The organism is Citrobacter sp. A316 (genome assembly GCF_002042945.1).
Lineage (GTDB): Bacteria > Pseudomonadota > Gammaproteobacteria > Enterobacterales > Enterobacteriaceae > Citrobacter > Citrobacter portucalensis.
In genome coordinates, this window is record NZ_MVFZ01000022.1 from 1 (window position 1) to 24,749 (window position 24,749).

The window sequence follows — 24,749 nt, forward strand, 5'->3', positions numbered from 1 at the left end:
GTGCTACCGTTCGACTTGCATGTGTTAGGCCTGCCGCCAGCGTTCAATCTGAGCCATGATCAAACTCTTCAATTTAAGTTTGATGCTCGTGAATTAAACTTCGTAATGAATTACGTATGTTCACTCAGAGACTTGGTATTCATTTTTCGTCTTGCGACGTTAAGAATCCGTATCTTCGAGTGCCCACACAGATTGTCTGATAAATTGTTAAAGAGCAGTGCCGCTTCGCTTTTTCTCAGCGGCGCGGGGTGTGCATATTACGCCATCCCGCTACGAAGTCAAGCATTTAATTTCGCTTCCTTCGCCGAAGTTCTCAGTGGAACCCCGCTGACCCGGCGGCTTGTAATCCGTTGTTCCGTGTCAGTGGAGGCGCATTATAGGGAGTTATTTCAGGCTGACAAGGGGAAATTTAAAATAATCTTCCGAGTGCGTATTTTTTATTCTTTGCGCTTATTTTAACAACGCTTTGTTGGTTAATTGGGCGATTTCCCGCGCGAATCTCGCAACCTGTTCCCAATCGGTATACACCACTTCTTTATTCGTATCTGTTTCACCGCCTGACATCTTCATTATCAGTTGGATCATAACGCGGTCATACCAGCGATAGCGGGGATACCGTAAAGCACCCGCAATGACTGCACTGTGGTCTGGTCGCCACGGCGAACTCATCAGAAACTTACGCGCATAGCTGTTGGTTTGCGGCGTACGTTTCTCCGGTTTACGAGCAACGAGGTTTACGGAGTAGAACGCACTCGGCATCGAATTCAGCCGTGTGGCATGCTTTTTCACAAACTCCTGAAAAGCAGCATGGTAATGACCATAGCGAATCGAGGCACCAATCACCACGCTGTCATAATTTTGCCAGTCCGGCTCCGCGGTACGATGCAAATTAACAACATCTGCCCAAACGCCCAGCTCTTTGAGTTCAGAAGCCAGATATTCAGCGATTTCACGCGTTTGTCCGTCCCGGGAAGAAAAAAGAATCAGTGTTTTCACGTGTTACTCCATTATTCACGCCAGAAGGTAGGGGTAAAGAGCACCAGCAGAGTAAAGACCTCCAGACGACCAAACAGCATATTGGCTATCAGGATCCACTTTGCCACAGGGTTCATACTGGCAAAGTTGTCGGCAACAACCCCCAGTCCAGGCCCCAGGTTATTCAACGTTGCCACAACGGAGGCAAACGCGGAGAAGTCATCAACACCGGTCGCAATAATCGCCAGCATACTGATAATAAAGACCAACGCATAGGCAGAGAAAAATCCCCACACTGCTTCAAGGATTCGCTCCGGCAACGCACGGTTACCCAGTTTGATACTGTAAACCGCATTCGGATGGACCAGTCGTTTCAATTCGCGGTTACCCTGCTTAAACAGCAGCAGGATACGAATCACCTTCAGACCACCGCCCGTCGACCCGGCACAGCCGCCGATAAAAGCAGAACACAGCAACAGCACTGGCAGGAACAGCGGCCAGCGGGCAATACTATCCGTGGTAAACCCGGCTGTCGTCGCCATCGATACCACCTGGAAAAAGGCCTGGTTGATCGTCGTGAGCGCCGAGCCATAGGTATTGTGTATCCACAGCACCAACGTACAGACTGCCACCAGCGTCAACTGCACGCCGATAAACATGCGGAATTCCGGATCGCGCCAGTAAACCTTCAGACTACGCCCACTTAATAAAGAGAAGTGCAGACCATAGTTACAACCGGAGATCAGCAAGAAGATAGCAATGATGGTGTTAATTGTGGGGCTGTCGAAATACCCCACGCTGGCATCGTGTGTGGAAAAACCACCGATGGCGATCGTGGCAAAACTGTGCCCAATGGCGTCAAACGCGGGCATCCCGGCAAACCATAGCGCCAGCGCGCACGCCACCGTCAGCAATACATAGATAAGCCACAGCGTTTTCGCCGTTTCGGCAATACGCGGGCGCATCTTATTATCTTTCAGCGGCCCCGGCATTTCTGCACGATAGAGCTGCATCCCACCCACGCCAAGAATAGGCAGGATAGCCACCGCCAGCACGATGATCCCCATCCCGCCGAACCATTGCAGCATCTGGCGATAAAAGAGAATCGCGTGTGGCAATGAATCCAGCCCCACCAGCGTCGTCGCACCTGTAGTGGTCAATCCGGAAAAGGATTCAAAAAAAGCGTCGGTTATCGTCAGGTTAGGGCTTTCCGCAAAGATGAACGGTAGCGCACCCACGCTGCCCAGAACGGTCCAGAACAAAACGACAATCAGAAATCCTTCGCGCGATTTCAGCTCGCCCTTCTCTTTACGGTTTGGCCACCACAGCATGGAGCCGATCGCCAGAGCAACGAAGAAAGTTTGGGTGAATGCACGCCCTGCCCCATCGCGGTAGATGAGCGCTACCAGTCCAGGGATAATCATTGTCCCCGAGAATAAGATGACCAGTAGTCCAACGATTCGGGTGATGGCGCGAAAATGCATCTCTGCCGCTTCCTTAGTTCTTTAAAATGAGGTGGGGATTATTCTTCAATCGCTAACAATTGCAATGAACCACGACTAAAATCCGCCAGTTTTGCCGAAAACTCATCCACTTTGGCAAAAGGAAGCGCCACCCTGAGCCGAACAAAAGCCTGGTAATCACTGGCAACGACTTTACCGTCAAACTGCCCCAGCAAGGCTTCAATGCCTGCCAGCTGACCGTACTCACACTGCAAAGTATATTCGGTTAATGGCGTCTTGCGCTGTGTCGTTAACTGGCGCAACGCCTGATTCACACCGCCACCGTAGGCTTTTACCAATCCTCCAGTACCGAGAAGGATACCGCCGTAGTAACGCACGACTACAGCGGTAATCTCGCCGACGCCGCTCCCCATCAGCTGCGCGAGCATCGGTTTACCTGCCGTACCCGCCGGTTCGCCATCGTCTGAAAATCCCAGCTGCTGCGAGTCATTGGGCGCACCCGCCACCCACGCCACGCAATGGTGGCGGGCGTCCGGGTGTTCCGCTTTGACTGACTCAACAAACGCCTTTGCCGCTTCTACGCCGTCCGTATGGGCGAGCAGCGTAATGAAGCGGCTTTTTTTGATCTCTTCAACGACGCTAACCGGCGCCGCAGGGATTAACCAACTGTCCATTACGCCAGTTTCAAATCCCGCGTCATGTTTTCGATATTGTTTTCGTGGACCACCACGTTGTCTTCAATACGAATACCGCCGAACGGTTTCAGGGCTTCAATTTTCTGCCAGTTGAAGTGTTTGCTGAATTGCCCTTCACGCCACGGTGCCAGCAGAGATTCAATGAAGTAAATGCCCGGTTCGATGGTCAGAACCATGCCCGGTTGCAGTACGCGGGTGCAACGCAGGTAAGGATACTTCGACGGCGCGGCCATATGGGTACCGCTGTCGTCCTGCATAAAGCCAGCGACATCATGAACCTGCAGGCCCAGCGGGTGACCGATGCCGTGCGGCATAAACGGCCCGGTAAGATCGTTTTCCACCATCGCCTCTTCACTCATATCGGTGATGATTTGATGCTTACGCAGCAGCTTCGCGATACGCTGATGGAACTGAATGTGATAATCCACGTAGCTGGTGCCTGCTTTCATGGTGGCAATCAGCGCCAGCTCTTCGTCGTTAACGTCTTTCACCAGATGCGCATAGTCGTTATCGCTTTTCGCCGACCAGGTACGCGTCAGGTCTGCTGCATAGCCGTTGTATTCCGCACCAGCGTCGAGCAGGAAGCTGCGGATTTCAGACGGCGCCTGATGATCCAGCTTGGTGTAATGAAGAACCGAAGCATGCTCGTTAAGCGCAACGATGTTGCTGTATGGCACGTCGGTGTCGCGGTGACCGGTCGCAGTCAGGTAAGCGAGGTTGATGTCAAACTCGCTCATTCCCGAACGGAACGCTTCTTCCGCTGCACGGTGTCCATTTACCGCCATTTTCTGCGCTTCGCGCATACAGGCCAGTTCGTAGTCCGTTTTATAGGCGCGGTAATAATGCAGGTAGTCGATCACCCCTTTCGGGTTGATGTTGCTGGCCGTGATGTCCAGCTGCAGGGCACGTTCTGGAACCGGGCCGATGTAACCGATATTGCCGCGAGCAGCAGGCAGTTGGCTACCGATACCATCCGCTTTCGGCAGCGCGATGATCTCAATTTCTTCCGTCCAGAAAGAGGTGGGTAGCGGCTCAACGTTGTGCCAGTAATCGACCGGCAGGTAGAACCACAGTTTCGGCTTGTTTACGCCATCCACCAGCAACCAGCAGTTAGGAACCTGCGTGACAGGCACCCAGGCTTTGAATTGCGGATTGACCTTAAACGGGTACGGATGATCGTCGAGAAAGACGTTAACAAGCTCGCCTGAGTGAATAAGTAACGCATCCAGCTTGAAGCGCTCCAGCGCGTCGCGTGTCCGTTCTTGTAAGGTAACGATATGATTTTTATAGAGTGCGGCCAGTGATTCCATTTTCTATCCTTCTGTTTTTTTGACCTCAAGTCTCCGCATCTTAGCACATCGCTTTGTGAGTGCGTGATTTCTGCCGAGCGTGATCAAATCGTCATTTCTTTAATCATTCATTTGCATTTTATTAACATAAAACACACACTTCGATTCATCTGGTATGACCAGATCACCTTGCGGATTCAGGAGACTGACATGCTTTACAAAGGCGACACCCTGTACCTAGACTGGCTGGAAGATGGCATCGCCGAACTGGTGTTCGATGCCCCTGGTTCGGTCAATAAACTCGACACGGCCACCGTTGCCAGCCTGGGCCATGCGCTTGATGTGCTGGAAAAACAACCGAATTTAAAAGGGCTGCTGCTGCGTTCTAACAAAGCAGCCTTTATTGTTGGCGCCGATATCACCGAATTCCTTTCACTGTTCCTCGTGCCGGAAGAGCAACTGAGCCAGTGGCTGCATTTTGCCAACAGCGTCTTTAATCGCCTCGAAGATCTGCCTGTTCCGACCCTCTCAGCGGTAAACGGCTATGCGCTGGGCGGCGGCTGCGAGTGTGTTCTGGCAACCGATTATCGTCTGGCAACGCCGGACCTGCGCATTGGCTTGCCGGAAACCAAGCTGGGCATTATGCCGGGCTTTGGCGGCTCCGTTCGTATGCCACGTATGCTGGGTGCGGACAGCGCGCTGGAAATTATTGCGGCAGGCAAAGATGTTGGTGCTGAGCAGGCTCTAAAAATTGGCCTGGTCGATGGCGTAGTGAAACAAGACAAACTGCTTGATGGCGCGATCGCGGTATTACGTCAGGCGATTAGCGGCGACCTCGACTGGAAGGCCAAACGTCAGCCGAAGCTGGAGCCGTTGAAACTCAGCAAAATTGAAGCGGCTATGAGCTTTACCATCGCTAAAGGCATGGTGGCACAGACGGCAGGTAAGCATTATCCCGCGCCGATTACCGCGGTAAAAACCATTGAAGCAGCGGCCCGTTTTGGCCGTGAAGAAGCGCTGAATCTGGAAAATAAAAGCTTTGTTCCACTGGCGCACACCAGTGAAGCTCGCGCGCTGGTTGGGATCTTCCTTAACGATCAGTTCGTGAAAGCCAAAGCCAAAAAGCTCACCAAAAATATTGAAGCACCGAAGCAAGCGGCTGTGCTGGGCGCAGGCATTATGGGTGGCGGCATCGCTTACCAGTCGGCCTGGAAAGGCGTGCCGGTTGTCATGAAAGATATCAACGACAAATCATTAACGCTGGGCATGACCGAAGCGGCCAAGCTGCTGAACAAACAGCTTGAGCGCGGCAAAATTGACGGTCTGAAAATGGCGGGCGTGATTTCTACTATTCATCCAACCCTCGACTATAGCGGTTTTGAGCGTGTGGACGTGGTGGTTGAAGCTGTCGTGGAAAACCCGAAAGTGAAAAAAGCGGTACTGGCGGAAACCGAAGATCAGGTACGCCCGGACACCGTACTGGCGTCGAATACCTCTACCATCCCAATCAACGAGCTGGCCAGCGCGCTCAAGCGCCCGGAAAACTTCTGTGGGATGCACTTCTTTAACCCAGTACACCGCATGCCACTGGTTGAGATCATTCGCGGCGAAAAAAGCTCGGATGAAACCATCGCCAAAGTTGTCGCGTGGGCAAGCCAGATGGGCAAAACGCCAATTGTGGTCAACGACTGCCCCGGTTTCTTCGTGAACCGCGTGCTGTTCCCGTATTTTGCCGGTTTCAGCCAGCTGCTGCGCGACGGGGCGGATTTCCGCAAAGTCGACAAAGTCATGGAAAAACAGTTTGGCTGGCCGATGGGCCCGGCTTATCTGCTGGACGTGGTGGGAATTGATACCGCGCATCACGCGCAGGCAGTGATGTCTGCAGGCTTCCCTCAGCGAATGCAGAAAGATTATCGCGACGCGATAGACGCCCTGTTTGATGCGAACCGTTTCGGACAGAAAAACGGTCTTGGATTCTGGCGTTATAAAGAAGACAACAAGGGCAAGCCGAAGAAAGAAGAGGATGCCACCGTTGACGATCTGCTGGCAGAAGTCAGCCAGCCGAAACGCGACTTCAGTGATGAAGAGATTATCGCTCGCATGATGATCCCAATGGTCAACGAAGTGGTGCGTTGTCTGGAAGAAGGCATTATCGCCAGCCCGGCAGAAGCCGATATGGCGCTGGTGTATGGCCTGGGCTTCCCTCCGTTCCACGGCGGCGCGTTCCGCTGGCTGGATACGCTCGGCAGCGCGAAGTATCTCGATATGGCCCAGCAGTATCAACACCTCGGAGCGCTGTATGAAGTTCCGGCCGGTCTGCGTGATAAGGCGCGCCATAACGAACCGTATTATCCCCAGGTTGAGCCTGCCCGCCCGGTTGGCAGCCTGAAAACGGCTTAAGGAGTCACAATGGAACAGGTTGTAATTGTTGATGCGATCCGTACCCCAATGGGCCGTTCGAAAGGGGGCGCGTTTCGTAACGTGCGGGCAGAAGATCTCTCCGCACACTTAATGCGTAGCCTGCTGGCGCGAAATCCTGCGCTGGAGCCATCCGCGCTTGATGATATTTACTGGGGCTGTGTGCAGCAAACGCTGGAGCAGGGTTTCAACATCGCCCGTAACGCCGCGCTGCTGGCGGAAGTTCCGCGCTCCGTTCCGGCCGTCACGGTCAACCGCCTGTGCGGTTCATCAATGCAGGCGCTGCACGACGCGGCACGCATGATCATGACCGGCGATGCTCAGGCGTGCCTGATTGGCGGCGTGGAGCACATGGGCCATGTACCAATGAGCCACGGCGTTGATTTCCATCCGGGCATGAGCCGCAACGTGGCAAAAGCCGCGGGAATGATGGGTCTGACTGCAGAAATGCTCTCGCGTATGCATGGCATCAGCCGTGAAATGCAGGATGCTTTCGCCGCACGTTCACATGCTCGTGCCTGGGCTGCAACACAGTCTGGTGCATTTAAAAACGAAATCATCCCGACCGGCGGCCATGATGCCGACGGCGTGCTGAAGCAGTTTAACTACGATGAGGTTATCCGCCCGGAAACAACCGTTGAAGCGCTCTCCACCCTGCGCCCGGCGTTCGATCCGGTTAGCGGAACGGTCACTGCCGGTACCTCCTCCGCACTCTCCGACGGCGCTGCGGCGATGCTGGTCATGAGCGAAAGTCGCGCCCGTGAGCTGGGTCTGACGCCACGTGCCCGTATTCGTTCGATGGCTGTTGTTGGCTGTGACCCGTCAATTATGGGTTATGGTCCGGTTCCGGCCTCAAAACTCGCGCTGAAAAAAGCGGGACTTTCCACCAGCGACATCGGCTTGTTTGAGATGAACGAAGCCTTTGCCGCTCAGATCCTGCCGTGCATTAAAGATCTGGGGCTGATGGAGCAGATCGATGAGAAGATCAACCTCAACGGCGGAGCGATCGCTTTGGGTCATCCGCTGGGTTGCTCCGGGGCGCGTATCAGCACCACCCTGCTCAATCTGATGGAACGCAAAGACGTGCAGTTTGGCCTGGCGACGATGTGTATCGGGTTAGGCCAGGGCATCGCTACGGTATTTGAGCGAGTTTAATCAAAGCATGCCGGGGGCGCTTCGCTTGCCCGGCCTACGAAATGTTATCTCAAAGCCATTGGTGCCAGAACAAGGCGGCAAGTGAATGAACCCCGATGAGCTTACGTGTAGTAAGTGATTCGGGTGAATGAGCGCAGCCAACACAGTTATGGTGCCAATGGCGAAGAGAGAAAGTTTAGTTGCCGTTCTTCCCGCCTGTCAGGGGCGGGTTTTTTTATTTCCCTGAACTGGCGCGTACAACTAATTGCACCGGCAACATCAGATTCTCTTCCTGATTTTCTTCCAGCAATAAACGCAGCGCTTCACGCCCCAATTGTTGTTTATCAACCGCAATGGTAGTGAGTGGTGGATGTGACCAAGCCGCAGCATCGATATCATCAAACCCAACCAGTGCGAGATCTTCCGGGATACGTATACCCTGCTGCGCGCACACCCGTTGCACAACCAGCGCTGCCGCATCGTTATAGGCAAAAATAGCGTCGGGCGGCTCTGGCAGACTGAGCAATTCATTAACCGCTTCCACCAAAGATTGCTCGGTATCCAGCAGCGGCGGCGCAATGGCTTCATACTCTGGCGGCATCAGCAAACGGGCTTCATACAATGCCTGACGGTAGCCCTTCTCGCGCTGACGGATGCTGTAGTGCGCAAGCGTGCTGGCAAGAAAAGCAATACGGCTGCGACCTTGTGCAATCAAATGTTGTGTAGCCAGATAACCGCCCTGGGTGTTATCCGGGTTCACGCAAGGCAAGCCCGGCGCCCAGAGATCCACCAGCACCAACGGCAGTTTCATCTGTTGCAGCAAGCCAAGTAATTCAGGCTCAAAAAATCCGGCACAGATCAGCGCATCAGGCTGGTGCAGCAGCACTTGCTCACTCACCGCGTCGCCTGGACCAATGGAGAGAAAGCTCAGCGCAATACCATGGTCACGACAGTTATCTTCTATCCCCAGCAGTAGTTGAGAATAAAACGGCAATGCCCGGCTGATATTGTGCTGGCGGTGAAGCAAAAACAGGACGCGTTTGATCTTGTCAGTGCGCAGACGGGAAAAATCATAACCCTGCTGCTGCGCCACTGAAATAATGCGCAGCCGGGTGTCTTCACGCAGCCCCGGCTGCCCTTTCAGGGCGCGGGAAACAGCGCCAACCGAGACACCACAAGCTTCGGCAATATCTCTGATACGTACAGGTTTCGTCATTTCACTCTCATTGATTCTACTATGGCTTGTTGTGCCCCCAGCCAGGCCGCACCACGTACACCGCTGCTGTCGCCGTGGCGGGCCCGAACGATCGGTGTGCGGCACTGCTTACCAAATACATACTGCGCCACTCGCGCCTGCAAACCCGAATACAGTAAATCGATATTGGATACCCCTCCTCCTAGCACGATAACATCGGGATCGAGCGTATTCACAATGCTTGCCAACGCGCGCGCCAGTTGATCGCAATAGCGTTCCCATAACAAACAGGCATCTGCATCACCCGATTCTACCCGTTGCATAATTTGCGGAACACCCACATGCTGCGCGGTGTGATTCAGGTACTGGCGTTCCAGACCGCTGCCGGAAATAAAGCTCTCAATACAGTTCAACTGCCCGCAATAGCACATCACTCCAGCCCCGTCCTGAGATTCGTGGTAGCGCGGCAATGCATTATGCCCCCACTCTCCGGCACAGGCGTTGGGGCCGGAGATCAACCGGTTATCGATGCATACTCCGCCACCGCATCCGGTACCGAGAATCACACCAAATACCACGCTATGCCCACGCCCACTACCGTCCATCGCTTCTGACAAAGTAAAGCAGTTGGCATCATTAGTAACCGGCACGGGCATTCCTAACGCTTGCTCAAGGTCTTGAGCAAAGGCCTGCTGATTGAGCGCCAGGATGTTCGAATTCTTAATCAAACCTTCGCTATCCACCGCGCCAGGCACCCCAACGCCAACCGATAAAGGCTGATTAACGGCCAGTCTGGCCTTAGCAATCATCTCCGTCACGGCCTGGAAAAAATCACCGTAACTCTGCTTTGGTGTCGCGCATCGCTCGCGGTAAACAATTTCACCCGCGTTATCAATCACCACTGCTTCGATTTTAGTCCCGCCAATATCCAGTCCGAGCCTCATGGTTTTCCTCGTTTGCACCTCGCAATTTGATTGCGTCTAGTTTGCCAATTTTGTTTACTAAACAAAAAGAGACATGTCACAAAAGCTAAGTTTTATGATGAATAGATAGAAAATACATGTTTACTAAAAAATATGGTGAAAAAGAGAAACAACGAGACCGGGCTTGCACCCCGTTAGAAGAAGTAAGGTTGGTGATGATGCGCCGGAAGGGCTCCGGCGCACAGCGCTTAAATGAACGCGAAAGCGTCGCCAAACAGGCGATCTTCACGCGCACTGCGTTCATTACAGAACAGATCGCGCGCGATTTTGGCCATTTCGAAACGACCAGCGATGTAGATATCATGCTCCGCCAGGGTACCGTAATCCTGCAATACTGCCGTTAACACGGTTCCCGTACGACCACGCCAGCCGTCTTCAGGCTGTTCCACCACTGGCTCAACGCGCAGATTCGGGTGATTCACTGACAGCGCTTCCAGCTCGGAGAGATCGTAGAGATGCTTCTCTTCGCGCCCGCCCCAGTAAATGGTGATATCGCGATTTGGATTGCGCGCCAGCGCGGTAAGCAGAATAGAACGCACATAAGAGAACCCTGTACCACCGGCAATCAGGATCAGCGGGCGCTCGTCTTCGTCACGCAGCCAGGCTTCGCCATGCGGAATGTCGACCTTGATCTCCCGGTCTTTCAGAATGCGGTCCATCACGGCCATGGCATAAAGATTTAGCTCAGAGGCGCCAACGTGCAGCTCAATGAATCCTTGCTCGTCCGGCGTTGATGCCATGGAGAACGGACGCTTATCCCTTTCGTCCATCACGACCATTAAATACTGGCCAGCACGAAAGGAAAACGCCGCGTCTGGCACTAAACGAACGCGATATACGGTGTCAGTGATAGCTTCTACCGAGGTCACTTTACAGCTTAAGGTTGTCATGCGCTCTCTCTGTCGGATCAATAGGCAAAACGATCGCGCCTCAGGCGCTTTTGCCGTCATTAAAGATGGCCAGTTCATCCCAAATTGCGTCAATACGCGCAGTTACTTCAGGATCTTTTTTAATCGGACGTCCCCATTCGCGTTGGGTTTCGCCCGGCCATTTATTTGTGGCATCCAGCCCCATTTTTGAACCAAGGCCGGAAACCGGCGAGGCAAAGTCCAGGTAATCAATTGGCGTATTCTCTACCAGTACCGTATCCCGTGCAGGGTCCATACGGGTAGTAATTGCCCAAATCACATCATTCCAGTCGCGTGCGTTGACGTCATCATCGCAAACAATAACAAATTTGGTGTACATAAACTGGCGCAAAAACGACCAAACACCCATCATGACGCGTTTGGCATGGCCAGCGTACTGTTTTTTCATCGTCACGACGGCCAGACGATATGAACAGCCTTCCGGAGGCAGATAAAAATCGACGATTTCCGGGAACTGCTTTTGCAAAATAGGCACGAAGACTTCGTTTAGCGCCACGCCGAGCACCGCAGGTTCATCTGGCGGGCGTCCGGTATAGGTAGAGTGATAAATTGCATCTTCACGCTGGGTAATGTGGGTGACGGTAAAGACCGGGAAGCTATCTACTTCGTTGTAGTAGCCGGTATGATCGCCATACGGCCCTTCCGGAGCCAGCTCACCCGGTTCGATATACCCTTCCAGCACGATTTCTGCGCTGGCAGGCACTTCCAGGTCGTTGGAAATACATTTAACCACTTCGGTCTTGGTACCGCGCAACAGCCCGGCAAATGCGTACTCGGATAATGTATCAGGGACGGGCGTTACGGCCCCCAGAATGGTCGCAGGATCTGCCCCCAACGCCACTGAAACCGGGAAACGTTCACCCGGATGCGCTGCGCACCACTCCTGATAATCAAGCGCGCCGCCGCGATGGGACAACCAGCGCATTATAAGCTTGTTTTTACCAATCAGCTGCTGGCGATAGATGCCCAGATTCTGCCGCTCTTTATGCGGACCACGCGTTACGGTGAGTCCCCAGGTAATCAGCGGCGCGGCATCTTCCGGCCAGCAGGTCATAATCGGAATGCGGTTTAAATCTACGTCATCGCCTGAGTAGATTTTTTGCTGACAAGGTGCACCGCGCAACCGCTTAGTCGGCATGTTCAACACCTGCTTAAACTGCGGCAGCTTATCAAACAGATCGCGGAATCCTTTCGGTGGCTCTGGCTCTTTCAAAAACGCCAACAATTTACCGACTTCTCGTAGCGCCGAGACATCTTCTTGTCCCATTCCCATCGCAACACGCTTTGGTGTGCCAAACAGGTTACACAGCACCGGCATTGAATAGCCTTTCGGATTCTCAAACAGCAACGCAGGCCCACCGGCACGCAGGGTGCGATCGGCAATTTCAGTAATCTCCAGGTGGGGATCCACCTCAATTGAAATGCGTTTGAGCTCACCCTGCTGTTCAAGCAGCGTCAGGAAGTCGCGTAAATCGTGATATTTCATGGCGTCCATTATGGCCTCTTCGTAAGCGCTTCATTATACGGCGTTCATCATTGGGATGCTGTATTTTTGTTAAATTAGCGTGAACTCTGGCGATACATATAAGCCCTGGGAGTATATACCCATTGGGTTTCAGCCTGCGTTGAGGCGGGTATAATTAACTTAACGTATGGCTTTTGCTATGCTGGCGCCCAGAACAAGCGGATAAGAGTTATTATGCAATCCTGGTATTTACTGTACTGCAAACGTGGGCAACTTCAGCGAGCCCAGGAACACCTGGAAAGACAGGCGGTGAACTGCCTGACGCCTATGATCACCCTGGAAAAAATAGTGCGCGGTAAACGTACCACAGTCAGTGAACCACTATTCCCTAATTACATGTTTGTCGAGTTCGACCCGGAAGTGATCCACACCACCACTATCAATGCCACACGTGGTGTCAGCCATTTCGTCCGTTTTGGCGCGACGCCTGCGACCGTCCCTTCCCCCGTTATTCACCAGCTTTCTATCTACAAGCCTGAAGGTATTGTTGACCCGCAAACTCCTCAGCCAGGGGACAGCGTGATTATTACTGAAGGGGCGTTTGAGGGGCTAAAAGCGATCTTCACCGAACCGGATGGCGAAGCGCGTTCCATGCTACTGCTTAACCTGTTGAATAAAGAGATTAAGCAGAGCGTGAAAAATACCGGCTTTCGAAAAATTTAAGCCGTTTAGAAGGTCACTTCGAACAGAGTTCGGACGTTAGCATCAATGGTTGCTGACAGCCATTGAGGATCTTCCCCGCGCCAGTGGGCAATACGCTCAAGAATATGTGGCAGGTGCGCCGGTTCATTGCGCCGTGACGTCGGTTTAGGCGTTAAGTCGCGAGGAAGTAGGTAAGGTGCATCAGTTTCGATCAGTAGTCTTTCTACCGGAATAAACGGCAGCAGTTCCCGCAGTTCCATCCCACGACGCTCATCACAGACCCAGCCGGTAATACCAATATAAAGCCCTCGGTCCACACAGTCCTGCATCTCCTGCCGCGTTCCGGTAAAACAGTGCAGCACCGCGCCTGGGAGGCTATCCAGCCACGGCTCCAGCAGCGTCAGGAAACGCTCATGGGCATCCCGACAATGCATGAAAATCGGCATCTGCAGTTCAACGGCAATGCGCAACTGCGCCTCAAAAGCACGTTCCTGCTCCTGCGGGGTGGAGAAATTGCGATTGAAATCCAGACCGCACTCGCCAATAGCGACCACCTCTGACTGGTTTGCCAGCGCGATAATCTCGTCTTCCGTTGAGGATTGCCATTGGCTACTGTCATGAGGATGCACACCAGCCGTGGACCAGCAATGTGGATAATGTTGCGCCAACTTCAGCGCCTGCTGGCTTTCGTGCAGGTTTGTTCCGGTCAGAAGCATACCGTTTACGCCCGCAGCAAAGGCGCGCGCCACAACATCATCCCTGTCTTTCGCAAATTGTGAACTGGTTAAATTAACGCCAATATCAAACATGCTACCTCCCATATGACAACCGCCCTGACGGGCGGTTGAATTTACTCTTCTGTTTTCTCGGTGGCTTCGGCTTCTTTTGCTTCTTCAGCCTCGTTGTCCTCATCTCGCGTACGTCGCTTACCGACATAGAAACGAGAGAAGAAAACGCCCACTTCAAACAGGCAGTACATCGGTATCGCCAACAACGTTTGCGAGAAGACATCTGGCGGGGTCAGTAACATCCCGACAACGAATGCTCCCACCACAACGTAAGGGCGTTTCTTGCGTAAATCATCAGGCGTCGTAATGCCCATCCAGCATAGCAGCACAATGGCGACAGGGACCTCAAAGGAGACACCGAAAGCCATAAATAGCGCCATTACAAAGCTGAGATAGCTGGCAATGTCCGTCGATACCTGCACGCCTTGCGGAGCCGTGTTAGCCAGAAAACCAAACGCCAACGGGAAGACGACAAAATAGGCGAATGCCATGCCGATGTAGAACAACAACGAGCTGGAGACCAGCAGCGGCACAACCAGGCGACGTTCATGTTTGTACAAAGCAGGCGCAATGAATGCCCATACCTGGTAGAGGATCACTGGCGCTGACAGGATCAGCGACACCATGAAGGTTAACTTTATAGGGGTAAAGAACGGAGAGGCCACATCGGTGGCGATCATCGTTGCACCCTGCGGCATCTGTTTAATCAGCGGTGCCGCAACCATATGGTAAATGTCGTTGGCAAAGTAAACCAACGCCAGAAAGATCACGATAACCGCAATAATGCAGTTCAGGAGTCGCTTACGCAGCTCGATAAGATGCGTAATGAGCGGTTGGGTATCTTCTACAGCCATGTTTACGGTTTATCACTCGACGAGGGGGAGGATTCGACAACAGGTGCGGCAGCTTTCTTTTCTGCATCCATCAACGTGGCGGAAGTGTTTTCCGTCTGCTCTGGCGTTTTAGCACCCGTGGATTCCGGTTTTTGCTCCGGCGAACTGGCCTGGTTTTCAGCGGCGGCAGGGGTGACCCCTTCTCGCTGCGCTTCACCTTCTTTCACCACCGGATTATGGATAGTGTGCGCTTCATCGCTCGCTTTCTCAGGATCGTGCACGCTGTATGAACGCTTCATCGATTCCGCCGCTTCACGCAGCTCATCCATTGACGCTTTCAGCTCCGGGGTCAGATTTGTCAGGCTCGCTTTCTCTACTTTCTTCAGGCTGTCCTGAAACTCCTGAAGCTTAAGCTCCTGGGTCAGTTCATTCTGAACAGTAGTTGCCAGGGAACGCAAAGCGCGAACCCAGCCAGCAACCGTTTTTACCGCTACAGGCAATCGTTGCGGCCCCAGAACAATGAGGCCGATCACGAACACCAATAACAGTTCGCTAAAACCGATATCAAACACGGATTATACCTGCTCTTTATCTTGGCTTTTGGCGTCTTCCTTTTTCACTTCACCTTGCTTATCGGTGATGGATTTAGCTGTAAAATCAGCGTCCTGGCTGGTTTTATCTTGCTTAGGCTCATCATCACCCATCGCTTTTTTGAAGCCTTTAATCGACGCGCCAAGATCGGAACCGATGGAGCCGAGTTTCTTGGTGCCAAATAGCAGTACAACGATGACGGCAATGATCAACAACTGCCAAATACTGATACCACCCATACATGTTCCTCTGTCATAGATGATGAATTAATAAGACCGTAGTATACGTTACACGACCTGCCTTGGGCGATGAAAAATTCAGCGCATTTTGCGCCAGCCGATCAACCAGGCTATGACGCCTCCCGCCATTAACCAGCCCGGCATAAGCCCCCACTCAGGGCGGCTTACCAGCAGGAATGTTCCACTTAGCAACAATGTTGCGCCAATGCCCAATAAATAACGGGATTGTCCCTGGCGTACATGATTCGCGTGAAGCTCGCGGGCAATCTTATCAACACTGTGCTGTAAATATTTGCCCTGGCGCAAACTGTCATACACCAGTTCAGGTATTTCTGGCATTTTTTCGACCCAGAACGGTGCTTTTTCTTTAAATGCCCTAACGAGCGCCGGAATACCGACCTGATCTTTAATCCAGGATTCGAGGAATGGCTTAGCCGTTTTCCACAAATCTAACTGCGGGTAGAGTTGTCGTCCGACACCTTCTACGTACAGCAGCGTCTTCTGGAGCAATACCAGTTGAGGCTGGACTTCCATATTGAAGCGGCGCGCAGTGTTGAACAGATTCAACAGCACGTGACCAAAGGAAATCTCCGCCAGTGGTTTTTCAAAAATCGGCTCGCACACGGTACGGATGGCGAATTCAAACTCTTCTACGTTGGTATCCGGCGGAACCCAACCAGAATCCACGTGCAGTTCAGCAACTTTGCGGTAATCGCGGTTAAAGAACGCAATAAAGTTTTCAGCCAGGTAACGCTTATCTTCTTTGTTTAAAGAACCCACAATCCCACAATCAATACCAATGTATTTCGGGTTTTCAGGGTGCTCATAACTGACAAAAATGTTCCCGGGGTGCATATCCGCATGGAAAAAGCTGTCGCGAAATACCTGAGTAAAGAAGACCTGAACACCACGCTCGGCCAACAGTTTCATATTGGTGCCGTTCTTCTCAAGCGTGGTGACATCTGAAACCGGGATACCGTAAATGCGCTCCATCACCATCATGTTCTGACTGCAATAGTCGGAATACACTTCCGGGATGTACAGCATCGGGCTATCTTCAAAATTACGTCGTAGCTGAATGGCGTTCGCAGATTCACGCAGCAAATTCAGCTCATCAATCAACGTTTTTTCATATTCACGGACAACTTCTGTTGGTCGCAGGCGACGCCCATCTGGTAGCAGACGAGGAACCCAACGAGCCAGGCGGTAGATCAGTTTTAAATCCGCTTTGATGACCGGCAGTATGTCCGGGCGAATAACTTTGATCACTACCTCTTTGCCATTCGATTTCAATCGCGCAGTGTGAACCTGAGCAACAGACGCAGATGCCAGCGGAGTGATTTCAAAATCATCAAACCATTCCTCGACGGGCAGTCCGCCCATGGCCTCTTCGATTTGTTTTTTCGCTCTAAGCCCATCGAACGGGGCAACCCGATCCTGCAATAGCGCAAGCTGATCGGCGATGTGCGGAGGGAAAAGGTCACGACGGGTGGAGAGCATCTGCCCAAACTTGATCCACACCGGGCCGAGTTCCTGTAAAGCCAGTCTCAGCCTTTCTCCCAGCGGTTTGTCTTTATGTCGGTTGGGCATCCAGAACAACGAGTAACGCCACAACCGAAGCGGCAGCGTGATTCGCATTTTGGGGATGAGTTCATCAAGACCGTAGCTTAAAAAAGTGCGAATGATGAAATAAAGGCGCCGTACTTCACCTGGCGTCATTTGGCCTCCAGTTTTTCCAGCCGTTTGGCCAGAGATTCAACCGCGCGCTCAACGGCTGCTGTTTCTTCTACAAACCATGCAACCTCTAGTGGGCCAGGAGCCATGCGCCACTCTTCGGTGATCGCTTCGGCGACATAGCGCTGCTGGCGCTGAAAGTTATGGCACAGGAACTTCGCTCCGCCACGCAAGACTTTGCTGACCCCTTCCGCGACGATATCGCCGGTATAGGGTGCTAACAGTTCCGCAGGATCCAACTCCGCCAGATCGGCTAGCGCAACAAAGTTCTGTACTACCTGGATATCGCCCTGGACTTCCAGTTCACCGCTGCGGATAAGCGTGGTGAGTTGCTGTCGGTCACGCAATTTCGGTAACACACTGGCATATGTGATTACGGTGCAATCGGCTTCGCCTTCCCATGCCCCCAGCACATCGACCTGGCGCTCGCTAAACACCAGGACTAACGGTGTTGAAAATCCTTTGAGATCAACACGCAGCACCTTACCTTGTAAACGCGTTCTGGCTGACTTCAGCGCAGGAGAACGGTACAGAAAGGTGTTGAGCAGATTTTCAACGCCTGCGGTTACTAAGGGTTTTAAAGGCATCCCCACTCTCCTGTCAGAACTTGTAACCACGATGCAGCGCAACGACACCTGCTGTCAGATTGTAGTAATCAACGCTTTCGAACCCGGCATCTTGCATCATTGCTTTTAAGGTGTCCTGATCGGGATGCATACGGATGGACTCCGCCAAATAGCGGTAGCTGTCGGCATCGCTTGCGACCATTGAACCTATACGCGGCAGAACATGGAAAGAGTACGCATCGTAGGCTTTGCTCAACGGTTCGATGATGGGTTTGGAGAATTCCAGCACCAGTAGACGTCCGCCCGGCTTCAATACGCGGTACATGGAGCGTAATGCTTTGTCTTTATCCGTTACGTTGCGCAGACCGAAAGAGATGGTGATGCAGTCAAACGTGTTGTCAGGGAAAGGTAATGCTTCCGCATTCGCCTGAACGTACTCAACGTTACCTACCACGCCAATATTACGCAGCTTTTCGCGACCCATTTTGAGCATTGAGTCATTGATATCCGCCAGCACAACTTTGCCGGTTTCACCAACCATGCGAGAGAATTTCGCCGTCAGATCGCCGGTACCGCCCGCTAAATCGAGAACGGTTTGCCCGCGACGCACGCCACTGCAGTCAATGGTGAAGCGCTTCCACAAACGATGAATGCCAAATGACATTAAGTCATTCATAACGTCATATTTAGACGCCACAGAATGAAAAACGTGGGCCACCATGTCAGCTTTCTGCTCTTTAGCGACGGTCTGAAAGCCAAAGTGCGTCGTTTCTTGTGAATTATCCACCATCTCAGTGCCTGCTCATCCAAAAAATGTTCGAGAAGTGTAACAGATTGGGCCAATTTGCCCTACCCTTCTGCCGGGTTCAACTACCCCAAATGGACTAGTTTGATTGCTGATTTACCGCTTCATCCTCGGGGTAAGGCGCATCTTGTTGCGTCTCAGGGACCGAGCGCAAGCGGTATTCTTCATCCTGTGTAGTAGCTTGCTCAGCCAACTCAGGATTAATCTCGCGCTTAATTTCCACGCCTAAACTACGAAACGCTTCTGCCTGCGACAGGACGTTTCCACGACCGGAAGAGAGTTTTTTCATCGCCTGTCGGTAGTTATCCTGGGCTTTGTCCAGGCTTTGGCCAATTGCCGACATATCATCCACAAACAACCGCATCTTGTCATAAAGTTTGCTGGCCCGATCGGCAATTTGTTGCGCATTACGGCTCTGATGCTCATAGCGCCACAGGTTGGCGATCGTGCGCAATGCCACCAACAGCGTGGTGGGGCTCACCAGCATAATGTTATTTCTAAGCGCTTCGGTAATCAGTTCGGGCTGTCTGTCGAGCGCCAGTAAAAAAGCGGGCTCAACGGGGATAAACATCAGTACATAGTCAAGCGTACGCAGCCCAGGAAGCTGCTGATAATCTTTGCGCCCCAGCAGTCGAATATGGTTGCGTACTGAGGCGATGTGCTCCTGCAATGCACTTTCGCGGGTGTATTCATCTTCTGCGTTAAAATAGCGCTCATAGGCGACCAGCGTCATTTTCGCATCGATCACCACATCTTTACCCTGCGGTAGCCGAACGATGACATCAGGCTGCATTCGCGAACGGGCATCGTTTTCGATGCTGACCTGGGTTTCATATTCATAGCCTTCACGCAGACCAGAGGCTTCGAGTACCCGCGAGAGTACGACCTCTCCCCAGTTACCCTGCGTTTTGTTATCGCCTTTTAATGCTCGCGTCAGGTTTACCGCTTCCTGCGCCATCTGCGCATTCAGTTGCTGGAGATTACGAATTTCGTGTGCCAGGGTATGTCGTTCTTGCGCCTCTTTACCAAAGCTATCCTGAACCTGGCGACGAAAACCGTCCAGTTGTTCACGAAGCGGCGCAAGAAGGCTGTTCAGGCTTTGGCGATTTTGCTCATCAACACGGCGGTTGCTGTGCTCGAAAATACGATTCGCCAGGTTTTCAAACTGTTCGCTCAGACGCTGCTCGCTGTTGATCATCTGGCGGATTTTATCTTCCGCATGCTGTTGCGTTGCTTCCAGCCGGGTAGTGACTTCACGAAGATCGGCTTCCAGAGAGGTGTTGATACTGTGCAGACTGCGTAATTCGTTATTGAGTAGTTCGCACTCATCACGCCAGTGAGCTTCCTGCGAGAGCTGCTGGCGAGCGGCGCTTAGCGCAATATCCAGTTCACGTCGCTCTTCGATGAGGTCGGCACGGATTTGATCGGCGCGCGCTTTTGTTGCCAGCCACCCTACCAGTAGCCCTGCGGCTAACGCCAGCACGGCACTCATCATAATTGAAATATCCACAACGCCCCCTTACAGCAACGACTTACCCGCACAAAATAGAATTGTGCTGTATAAACGTCCAGTTTAAAAGGAATTTCCTGCGAGGTACTACGCAAAATAAAAAGGCCGAACGCGTCGGCCTTTTTGAATAGAAGGGAGAATTACAGTAAACGACGCGCGGCTTCTACCACGATTTTCACAGCGTGGCTTTCCGTTTGTTTCATCGTTTCCGCATTAGGGATCTCTTGCTGAGTACGGTTTACGATAACACCCGCGACCATACCGGCACGCAGACCCTGGCTTGCGCACATGGTCAGCAGCGTAGCAGATTCCATTTCGTAGTTCATAACACCCATAGACTGCCACTCTTCCATTGAGCCTTTGAAACGGCTCACGACGCGACCAGAGAAGGTGTCATAACGCTCCTGGCCCGGGTAGAAGGTGTCAGAAGATGCGGTAACGCCCACGTGAGTGGTGGCGCCGATAGATTTCGCCGCTTCCACCAGCGCGGTGGTGCACTCGAAGTCCGCAACGGCCGGGAACTCCATTGGTGCGAAGTGCAGGCTCGCACCGTCCAGACGAACAGATGCCGTGGTAACCAGTACATCACCCACGTTGATATGCGGTTGGATAGCGCCAGTCGTACCGATACGCAGGAAGGTACGAATGCCCAGCTGTGCCAGTTCTTCTACGGCAATAGAGGTGGACGGGCCGCCGATACCGGTAGAACAAACGATCACGGCTTTACCATCCAGCTCAGCGCGCCAGGTGGTGAACTCGCGATGAGATGCCAGCTTAACCGGCTTATCCATCAGCGCGGCGATCTTTTCCACACGCTCCGGGTCGCCAGGGACGATAGCAAGCGTAGCCCCTTGTAAATCGTTCTTAGTGAGGCCGAGATGAAAAACATCAGACTTAGACATAAAAACTCCTCTGTGAATCGGTTTTGTCAGAAGAAGCAAAAACACACTTTACCGAAGGCATAAACATATTTTCGTGACAGTCATCACTATGATGTAAATCAATTGCATTCAATTACCATCAAAAAGTGATGAGCATCACATAAATGATGTGATGTAAGGAAGCCCTGCACAAAAGATAGCCCGTTTAAGGCAATGTGGTTCGTTGCATGTGTCTATAGTTAACAATGCGCTTTTTTGCTGAATATTTAAGGGTACGGAGAATACCATGACAACACGACAATCTGGCTTTGCACCTGCTGTATCTCCACCGACGTCTACCACGGTTCACACCCCGGATACTGCAATTATCGCCGGTGTAACGTCCATACCATCACAAGGCGATGATATGCCAGCGTATCACGCACGACCAAAACAGACTGATGGCCTGCTGCCCGTAGTCATTGTCGTGCAGGAGATTTTTGGTATTCATGAGCACATTCGTGACGTTTGCCGTCGTCTGGCTCTGGAAGGGTATCTGGCTATCGCACCAGAACTCTATTTTCGCGAAGGCGACCCCAATGACTTTGCCGATATCCCCACGTTGCTCAGTGGCCTTGTCGCCAAAGTGCCTGACTCTCAGGTACTGGCCGATCTGGACCACGTCGCCAGCTGGGCCTCCCGCAACGGAGGAGATGCGCACCAGTTGATGATCACCGGATTTTGCTGGGGTGGACGCATCACCTGGCTGTATGCCGCACATAATCCGCAGTTAAAAGCGGCGGTGGCGTGGTATGGCAAACTGGTGGGTGATAAAACCCTCAACTCGCCAAAACATCCCGTTGATATCGCAACCGATCTTAACGCCCCCGTTTTAGGACTTTATGGCGGCCAGGACACCAGCATTCCGCAAGATACCGTTGAAACAATGCGCCAGGCGCTACGCGCCGCCAATGCTAAAGCGGAAATCGTGGTCTATCCCGATGCCGGACATGCGTTCAACGCCGATTATCGCCCGAGCTATCACGAAGAGTCCGCGAAAGACGGCTGGCAGAGAATGCTGGAGTGGTTCGTGCAATACGGTGGGAAGAAATAAACGTTAATTGCCCGGTGGCGGCGACGCCTGGCCGGGCCTACTACTATTGCGATTTCCTGTAACCCGGGTAAGCGTCAGCGCTTCCCGGGCACCGAATTATGCCTGACGCAGATTCTGCGCTGCCTTGACCATGTTTGCCAGCGCGGCACGCGTTTCCGGCCAGCCGCGGGTTTTCAGGCCGCAGTCTGGGTTCACCCACAAACGTTCTGCTGGAATGCGCTGCTCGGCTTTCTTCAACAGGGCTTCAATCCACTCCACGCTAGGAACGTTCGGCGAGTGAATATCGTATACGCCCGGCCCAATTTCGTTCGGATAGTCGAACTCTTCAAACGATTCCAGCAACTCCATATCAGAGCGTGAGGTTTCGATGGTGATCACGTCCGCATCCAGCGCCGCAATGGAGTCCATGATGTCGTTGAACTCGCAATAACACATGTGGGTGTGGATCTGGGTTTCATCCTTCGCCACAGCGGCGTTAATGCGGAAGGCTTCCACGCCCCACTCCAGATACGCCGCCCAGTCGCTGCGACGCAGTGGCAGACCTTCGCGCAGTGCCGGTTCATCAATCTGGATGATGCCGATACCCGCCGCTTCCAGATCCGCCACCTCATCACGCAGCGCCAGCGCAATCTGCTTCGCGATGGTTTCACGCGTCACATCTTCACGCGGGAATGACCAGCAGAGAATGGTCACCGGACCGGTCAGCATGCCTTTTACAGGTTTGTCGGTCAGCGACTGAGCATACTTCGCCCACTCAACGGTGATCGCTTCCGGGCGGCTGACGTCGCCAATGACCACCGGCGGCTTCACGCAGCGAGAGCCGTAACTCTGCACCCAACCGTTCTGGGTAAAGACGAAACCGTCCAGATGCTCGCCAAAGTATTCGACCATGTCATTACGCTCGGCTTCACCGTGTACCAGCACGTCGAGACCCAGACGTTCCTGTTCAACAATCGCCTGTTTGATATGTTCCGCAATTCCGGTGCGATAGTTACCGGCATCCAGGTTGCCCTTTTTGAAGTCCAGGCGCAGGCCGCGAATTTCTGTGGTTTGCGGGAATGAACCGATAGTCGTAGTCGGCCATGCCGGCAGATTAAAGCGGGCACGTTGCGCCTCGGCGCGAACCGGGTAAGCGTTAGCGCGCTGGCTGTCCTGGGCGGTGATTGCCGCCAGACGTTTTTCCACTGCAGCGTTGTGTACGCGGGTAGAGTGACGACGAGCCTGAATCGGTGCGCTCCACTCGACAATTGCCGCCGTATCACCGCTATTCAACGCATCGCGCAGCAGCGCCAGCTCTCCGCATTTTTGCAGGGCGAAGGCAAACCAGCTCTTCACTTCTGCATCAAGGCGGGTTTCCACACTGAGATCGATTGGACTGTGCAGCAGGGAGCAGGAAGAAGCCACCCACAGGTTACGTTTCCCGACGATATCTTTAATTTGTGCGTATTTTTCGCTGAGATCGGCGCGCCAGACGTTGCGACCGTTCACCAGCCCCGCTGACAGCAGCCAGTCGGCAGGCAGACGTTTGTGCAACTCGGCGACATCATCTTTGCCGTGCACGAAGTCAACGTGCAGCCCCTGCACCGGCAGCGCGGTAATGGTATCCAGATTCGGCGTTACGCCTTCGAAGTAGGTGGTCAGCAGCAGCTTCACCTGGCCCTGCAGGGCGTCATAAGCTGGTTTGAAGGCATCCAGCCACGCTTGCGGCAGCTCCAGTACCAGCGCGGGTTCATCAATTTGCACCCACTCAATACCGCGTTTCGCCAGCTCGGCCAGCACCTGCTGGTAAACCGGCAGAATGTCGTTCAACAGGCTCAGGCGGTCAAACTGTTCGCCTTTCACTTTCCCCAGCCACAGATAGGTTACCGGCCCCAGCAGCACTGGCTTCACCTGGTGACCGAGCGCCAGCGCTTCGTCCACTTCATCCAGCAGTTGGGTCCAGGTCAGTTTGAACTGCTGACCTTTAGTGAACTCTGGCACCATGTAGTGATAGTTGGTGTTAAACCATTTGGTCATTTCTGCCGCCGCCGCGGGTTCACCCGTTGGTGCGCGGCCACGGCCAATGCGGAATAAGGTATCGATATCGACCGAGCCGTCTTTATTTTGATGGCGAGCCGGAACGTTGCCGAGCAGCAGGCTGGTGGTCAGCACATGATCGTACCAGGCAAAATCACCCACCGGCAGCAGGTCAACGCCCGCCTGCTTCTGCTGATCCCAGTGGCGGGCACGCAGCTCGCGACCAACGGTCAGCAAATCTTCACGGGAAGAATTTCCCGCCCAGTAGCTTTCTTGCGCTTTCTTCAACTCGCGACGCAGGCCAACGCGAGGGAAACCGAGGGTGTGATTCAATATTGTCATTTTTCTTCCTCTCTTATTTCATTGAATCTGAAGCAAAAACTCTAAATAGTTCTGTTTGCAGGAAGGCGGCGACACAGCGCATCCCCAGGAGCTTACTGAAGTA

Annotated in this window: 22 protein-coding genes and 1 rRNA gene; 4 read left to right on the forward strand and 19 right to left on the reverse strand. The window is 53.0% G+C overall.

All coding sequences use genetic code 11. The features are described 5' to 3' along the window. From BZK41_RS22125 to pepQ, 5 genes are all read right to left on the reverse strand, one after another. Window positions 1–75, reverse strand: a 16S ribosomal RNA gene (locus tag BZK41_RS22125); the annotation flags it as partial. Between the two features lie 375 nt (window positions 76–450). Then, window positions 451–996 carry a menaquinone-dependent protoporphyrinogen IX dehydrogenase gene (gene hemG / locus BZK41_RS22130; protein ID WP_048237121.1) on the reverse strand — a complete coding sequence of 182 codons (546 nt, stop codon included), beginning with the start codon at window positions 994–996 and terminating at the stop codon, window positions 451–453. Window positions 997–1,007: 11 nt separating this feature from the next. Further along, the gene (trkH, locus tag BZK41_RS22135; RefSeq protein ID WP_003017848.1) at window positions 1,008–2,459 is read right to left on the reverse strand and encodes a Trk system potassium transporter TrkH; all 1,452 of its coding nucleotides are present in this window, start codon (window positions 2,457–2,459) and stop codon (window positions 1,008–1,010) included. A gap of 38 nt (window positions 2,460–2,497) precedes the next feature. Next, window positions 2,498–3,112 (reverse strand): IMPACT family protein, encoded by a 615-nt coding sequence (locus BZK41_RS22140; RefSeq protein WP_003017851.1) that lies wholly within the window; start codon window positions 3,110–3,112, stop codon window positions 2,498–2,500. After that, a complete protein-coding gene (gene pepQ / locus BZK41_RS22145) occupies window positions 3,112–4,443 on the reverse strand; it encodes a Xaa-Pro dipeptidase (RefSeq protein WP_079939609.1) in 1,332 nt (443 codons plus the stop codon). The genes BZK41_RS22140 and pepQ overlap by 1 nt, the downstream gene beginning before the upstream one ends. 189 nt (window positions 4,444–4,632) lie before the next feature. Between pepQ and fadB the strand changes: the two genes are divergently transcribed. Further along, complete coding sequence (fadB, locus tag BZK41_RS22150; RefSeq protein WP_079939610.1) at window positions 4,633–6,822, forward strand: fatty acid oxidation complex subunit alpha FadB; 2,190 nt, start codon at window positions 4,633–4,635, stop codon at window positions 6,820–6,822. A gap of 9 nt (window positions 6,823–6,831) precedes the next feature. Then, entirely contained in the window at window positions 6,832–7,995 is a 1,164-nt protein-coding gene (gene fadA, locus BZK41_RS22155) for an acetyl-CoA C-acyltransferase FadA (protein ID WP_079939611.1), read from the forward strand. Between the two features lie 214 nt (window positions 7,996–8,209). On the opposite strand, the gene BZK41_RS22160 is transcribed toward fadA, so the two are convergent. The 4 genes from BZK41_RS22160 to ubiD all read right to left on the reverse strand — a co-directional run bounded on the left by BZK41_RS22160 (window position 8,210) and on the right by ubiD (window position 12,576). Next, window positions 8,210–9,190, reverse strand: coding sequence for a LacI family DNA-binding transcriptional regulator (locus BZK41_RS22160; protein WP_079939612.1), 981 nt, complete (start codon window positions 9,188–9,190; stop codon window positions 8,210–8,212). Further along, window positions 9,187–10,113 (reverse strand): ROK family protein, encoded by a 927-nt coding sequence (locus BZK41_RS22165; protein WP_079939613.1) that lies wholly within the window; start codon window positions 10,111–10,113, stop codon window positions 9,187–9,189. Before BZK41_RS22165 ends, BZK41_RS22160 begins: the two co-directional genes overlap by 4 nt. A gap of 227 nt (window positions 10,114–10,340) precedes the next feature. Next, on the reverse strand, window positions 10,341–11,042 hold the full coding sequence (gene fre / locus BZK41_RS22170; protein WP_003828903.1) for an NAD(P)H-flavin reductase: 702 nt from the start codon (window positions 11,040–11,042) through the stop codon (window positions 10,341–10,343). 40 nt (window positions 11,043–11,082) lie between these two features. Then, the gene (gene ubiD / locus BZK41_RS22175; protein ID WP_079939614.1) at window positions 11,083–12,576 is read right to left on the reverse strand and encodes a 4-hydroxy-3-polyprenylbenzoate decarboxylase; all 1,494 of its coding nucleotides are present in this window, start codon (window positions 12,574–12,576) and stop codon (window positions 11,083–11,085) included. Between the two features lie 204 nt (window positions 12,577–12,780). Here ubiD and rfaH point away from each other — a divergent pair, with 204 nt between their 5' ends. Beyond that, complete coding sequence (gene rfaH / locus BZK41_RS22180) at window positions 12,781–13,269, forward strand: transcription/translation regulatory transformer protein RfaH (protein WP_043019003.1); 489 nt, start codon at window positions 12,781–12,783, stop codon at window positions 13,267–13,269. Between the two features lie 5 nt (window positions 13,270–13,274). Here the strand turns inward: rfaH and tatD are convergent, their stop codons facing one another. The 9 genes from tatD to udp all read right to left on the reverse strand — a co-directional run bounded on the left by tatD (window position 13,275) and on the right by udp (window position 21,216). Beyond that, the gene (tatD, locus tag BZK41_RS22185) at window positions 13,275–14,057 is read right to left on the reverse strand and encodes a 3'-5' ssDNA/RNA exonuclease TatD (protein ID WP_079939615.1); all 783 of its coding nucleotides are present in this window, start codon (window positions 14,055–14,057) and stop codon (window positions 13,275–13,277) included. 41 nt (window positions 14,058–14,098) lie between these two features. After that, window positions 14,099–14,890 carry a Sec-independent protein translocase subunit TatC gene (tatC, locus tag BZK41_RS22190; protein ID WP_016155142.1) on the reverse strand — a complete coding sequence of 264 codons (792 nt, stop codon included), beginning with the start codon at window positions 14,888–14,890 and terminating at the stop codon, window positions 14,099–14,101. Window positions 14,891–14,892: 2 nt separating this feature from the next. After that, window positions 14,893–15,441, reverse strand: coding sequence for a Sec-independent protein translocase protein TatB (gene tatB / locus BZK41_RS22195; RefSeq protein WP_048227528.1), 549 nt, complete (start codon window positions 15,439–15,441; stop codon window positions 14,893–14,895). A gap of 3 nt (window positions 15,442–15,444) precedes the next feature. Beyond that, window positions 15,445–15,699 carry a Sec-independent protein translocase subunit TatA gene (tatA, locus tag BZK41_RS22200; protein WP_003017888.1) on the reverse strand — a complete coding sequence of 85 codons (255 nt, stop codon included), beginning with the start codon at window positions 15,697–15,699 and terminating at the stop codon, window positions 15,445–15,447. Between the two features lie 78 nt (window positions 15,700–15,777). Further along, window positions 15,778–17,418 (reverse strand): ubiquinone biosynthesis regulatory protein kinase UbiB, encoded by a 1,641-nt coding sequence (ubiB, locus tag BZK41_RS22205; RefSeq protein WP_003828916.1) that lies wholly within the window; start codon window positions 17,416–17,418, stop codon window positions 15,778–15,780. Beyond that, window positions 17,415–18,020 carry a ubiquinone biosynthesis protein UbiJ gene (ubiJ, locus tag BZK41_RS22210; protein WP_079939616.1) on the reverse strand — a complete coding sequence of 202 codons (606 nt, stop codon included), beginning with the start codon at window positions 18,018–18,020 and terminating at the stop codon, window positions 17,415–17,417. The genes ubiB and ubiJ overlap by 4 nt, the downstream gene beginning before the upstream one ends. Window positions 18,021–18,033: 13 nt before the next feature. Next, window positions 18,034–18,789 (reverse strand): bifunctional demethylmenaquinone methyltransferase/2-methoxy-6-polyprenyl-1,4-benzoquinol methylase UbiE, encoded by a 756-nt coding sequence (ubiE, locus tag BZK41_RS22215; RefSeq protein WP_003017897.1) that lies wholly within the window; start codon window positions 18,787–18,789, stop codon window positions 18,034–18,036. A gap of 94 nt (window positions 18,790–18,883) precedes the next feature. Then, window positions 18,884–20,314, reverse strand: coding sequence for a DNA recombination protein RmuC (gene rmuC, locus BZK41_RS22220; RefSeq protein ID WP_139762653.1), 1,431 nt, complete (start codon window positions 20,312–20,314; stop codon window positions 18,884–18,886). 140 nt (window positions 20,315–20,454) lie between these two features. Further along, window positions 20,455–21,216 carry a uridine phosphorylase gene (gene udp, locus BZK41_RS22225; RefSeq protein WP_003828923.1) on the reverse strand — a complete coding sequence of 254 codons (762 nt, stop codon included), beginning with the start codon at window positions 21,214–21,216 and terminating at the stop codon, window positions 20,455–20,457. A 265-nt stretch (window positions 21,217–21,481) separates the two neighbouring features. Between udp and BZK41_RS22230 the strand changes: the two genes are divergently transcribed. Then, complete coding sequence (locus tag BZK41_RS22230) at window positions 21,482–22,288, forward strand: dienelactone hydrolase family protein (RefSeq protein WP_079939618.1); 807 nt, start codon at window positions 21,482–21,484, stop codon at window positions 22,286–22,288. Window positions 22,289–22,384: 96 nt separating this feature from the next. Here the strand turns inward: BZK41_RS22230 and metE are convergent, their stop codons facing one another. Then, complete coding sequence (gene metE, locus BZK41_RS22235; protein ID WP_079939619.1) at window positions 22,385–24,646, reverse strand: 5-methyltetrahydropteroyltriglutamate--homocysteine S-methyltransferase; 2,262 nt, start codon at window positions 24,644–24,646, stop codon at window positions 22,385–22,387. Window positions 24,647–24,749: the final 103 nt, after the last annotated feature.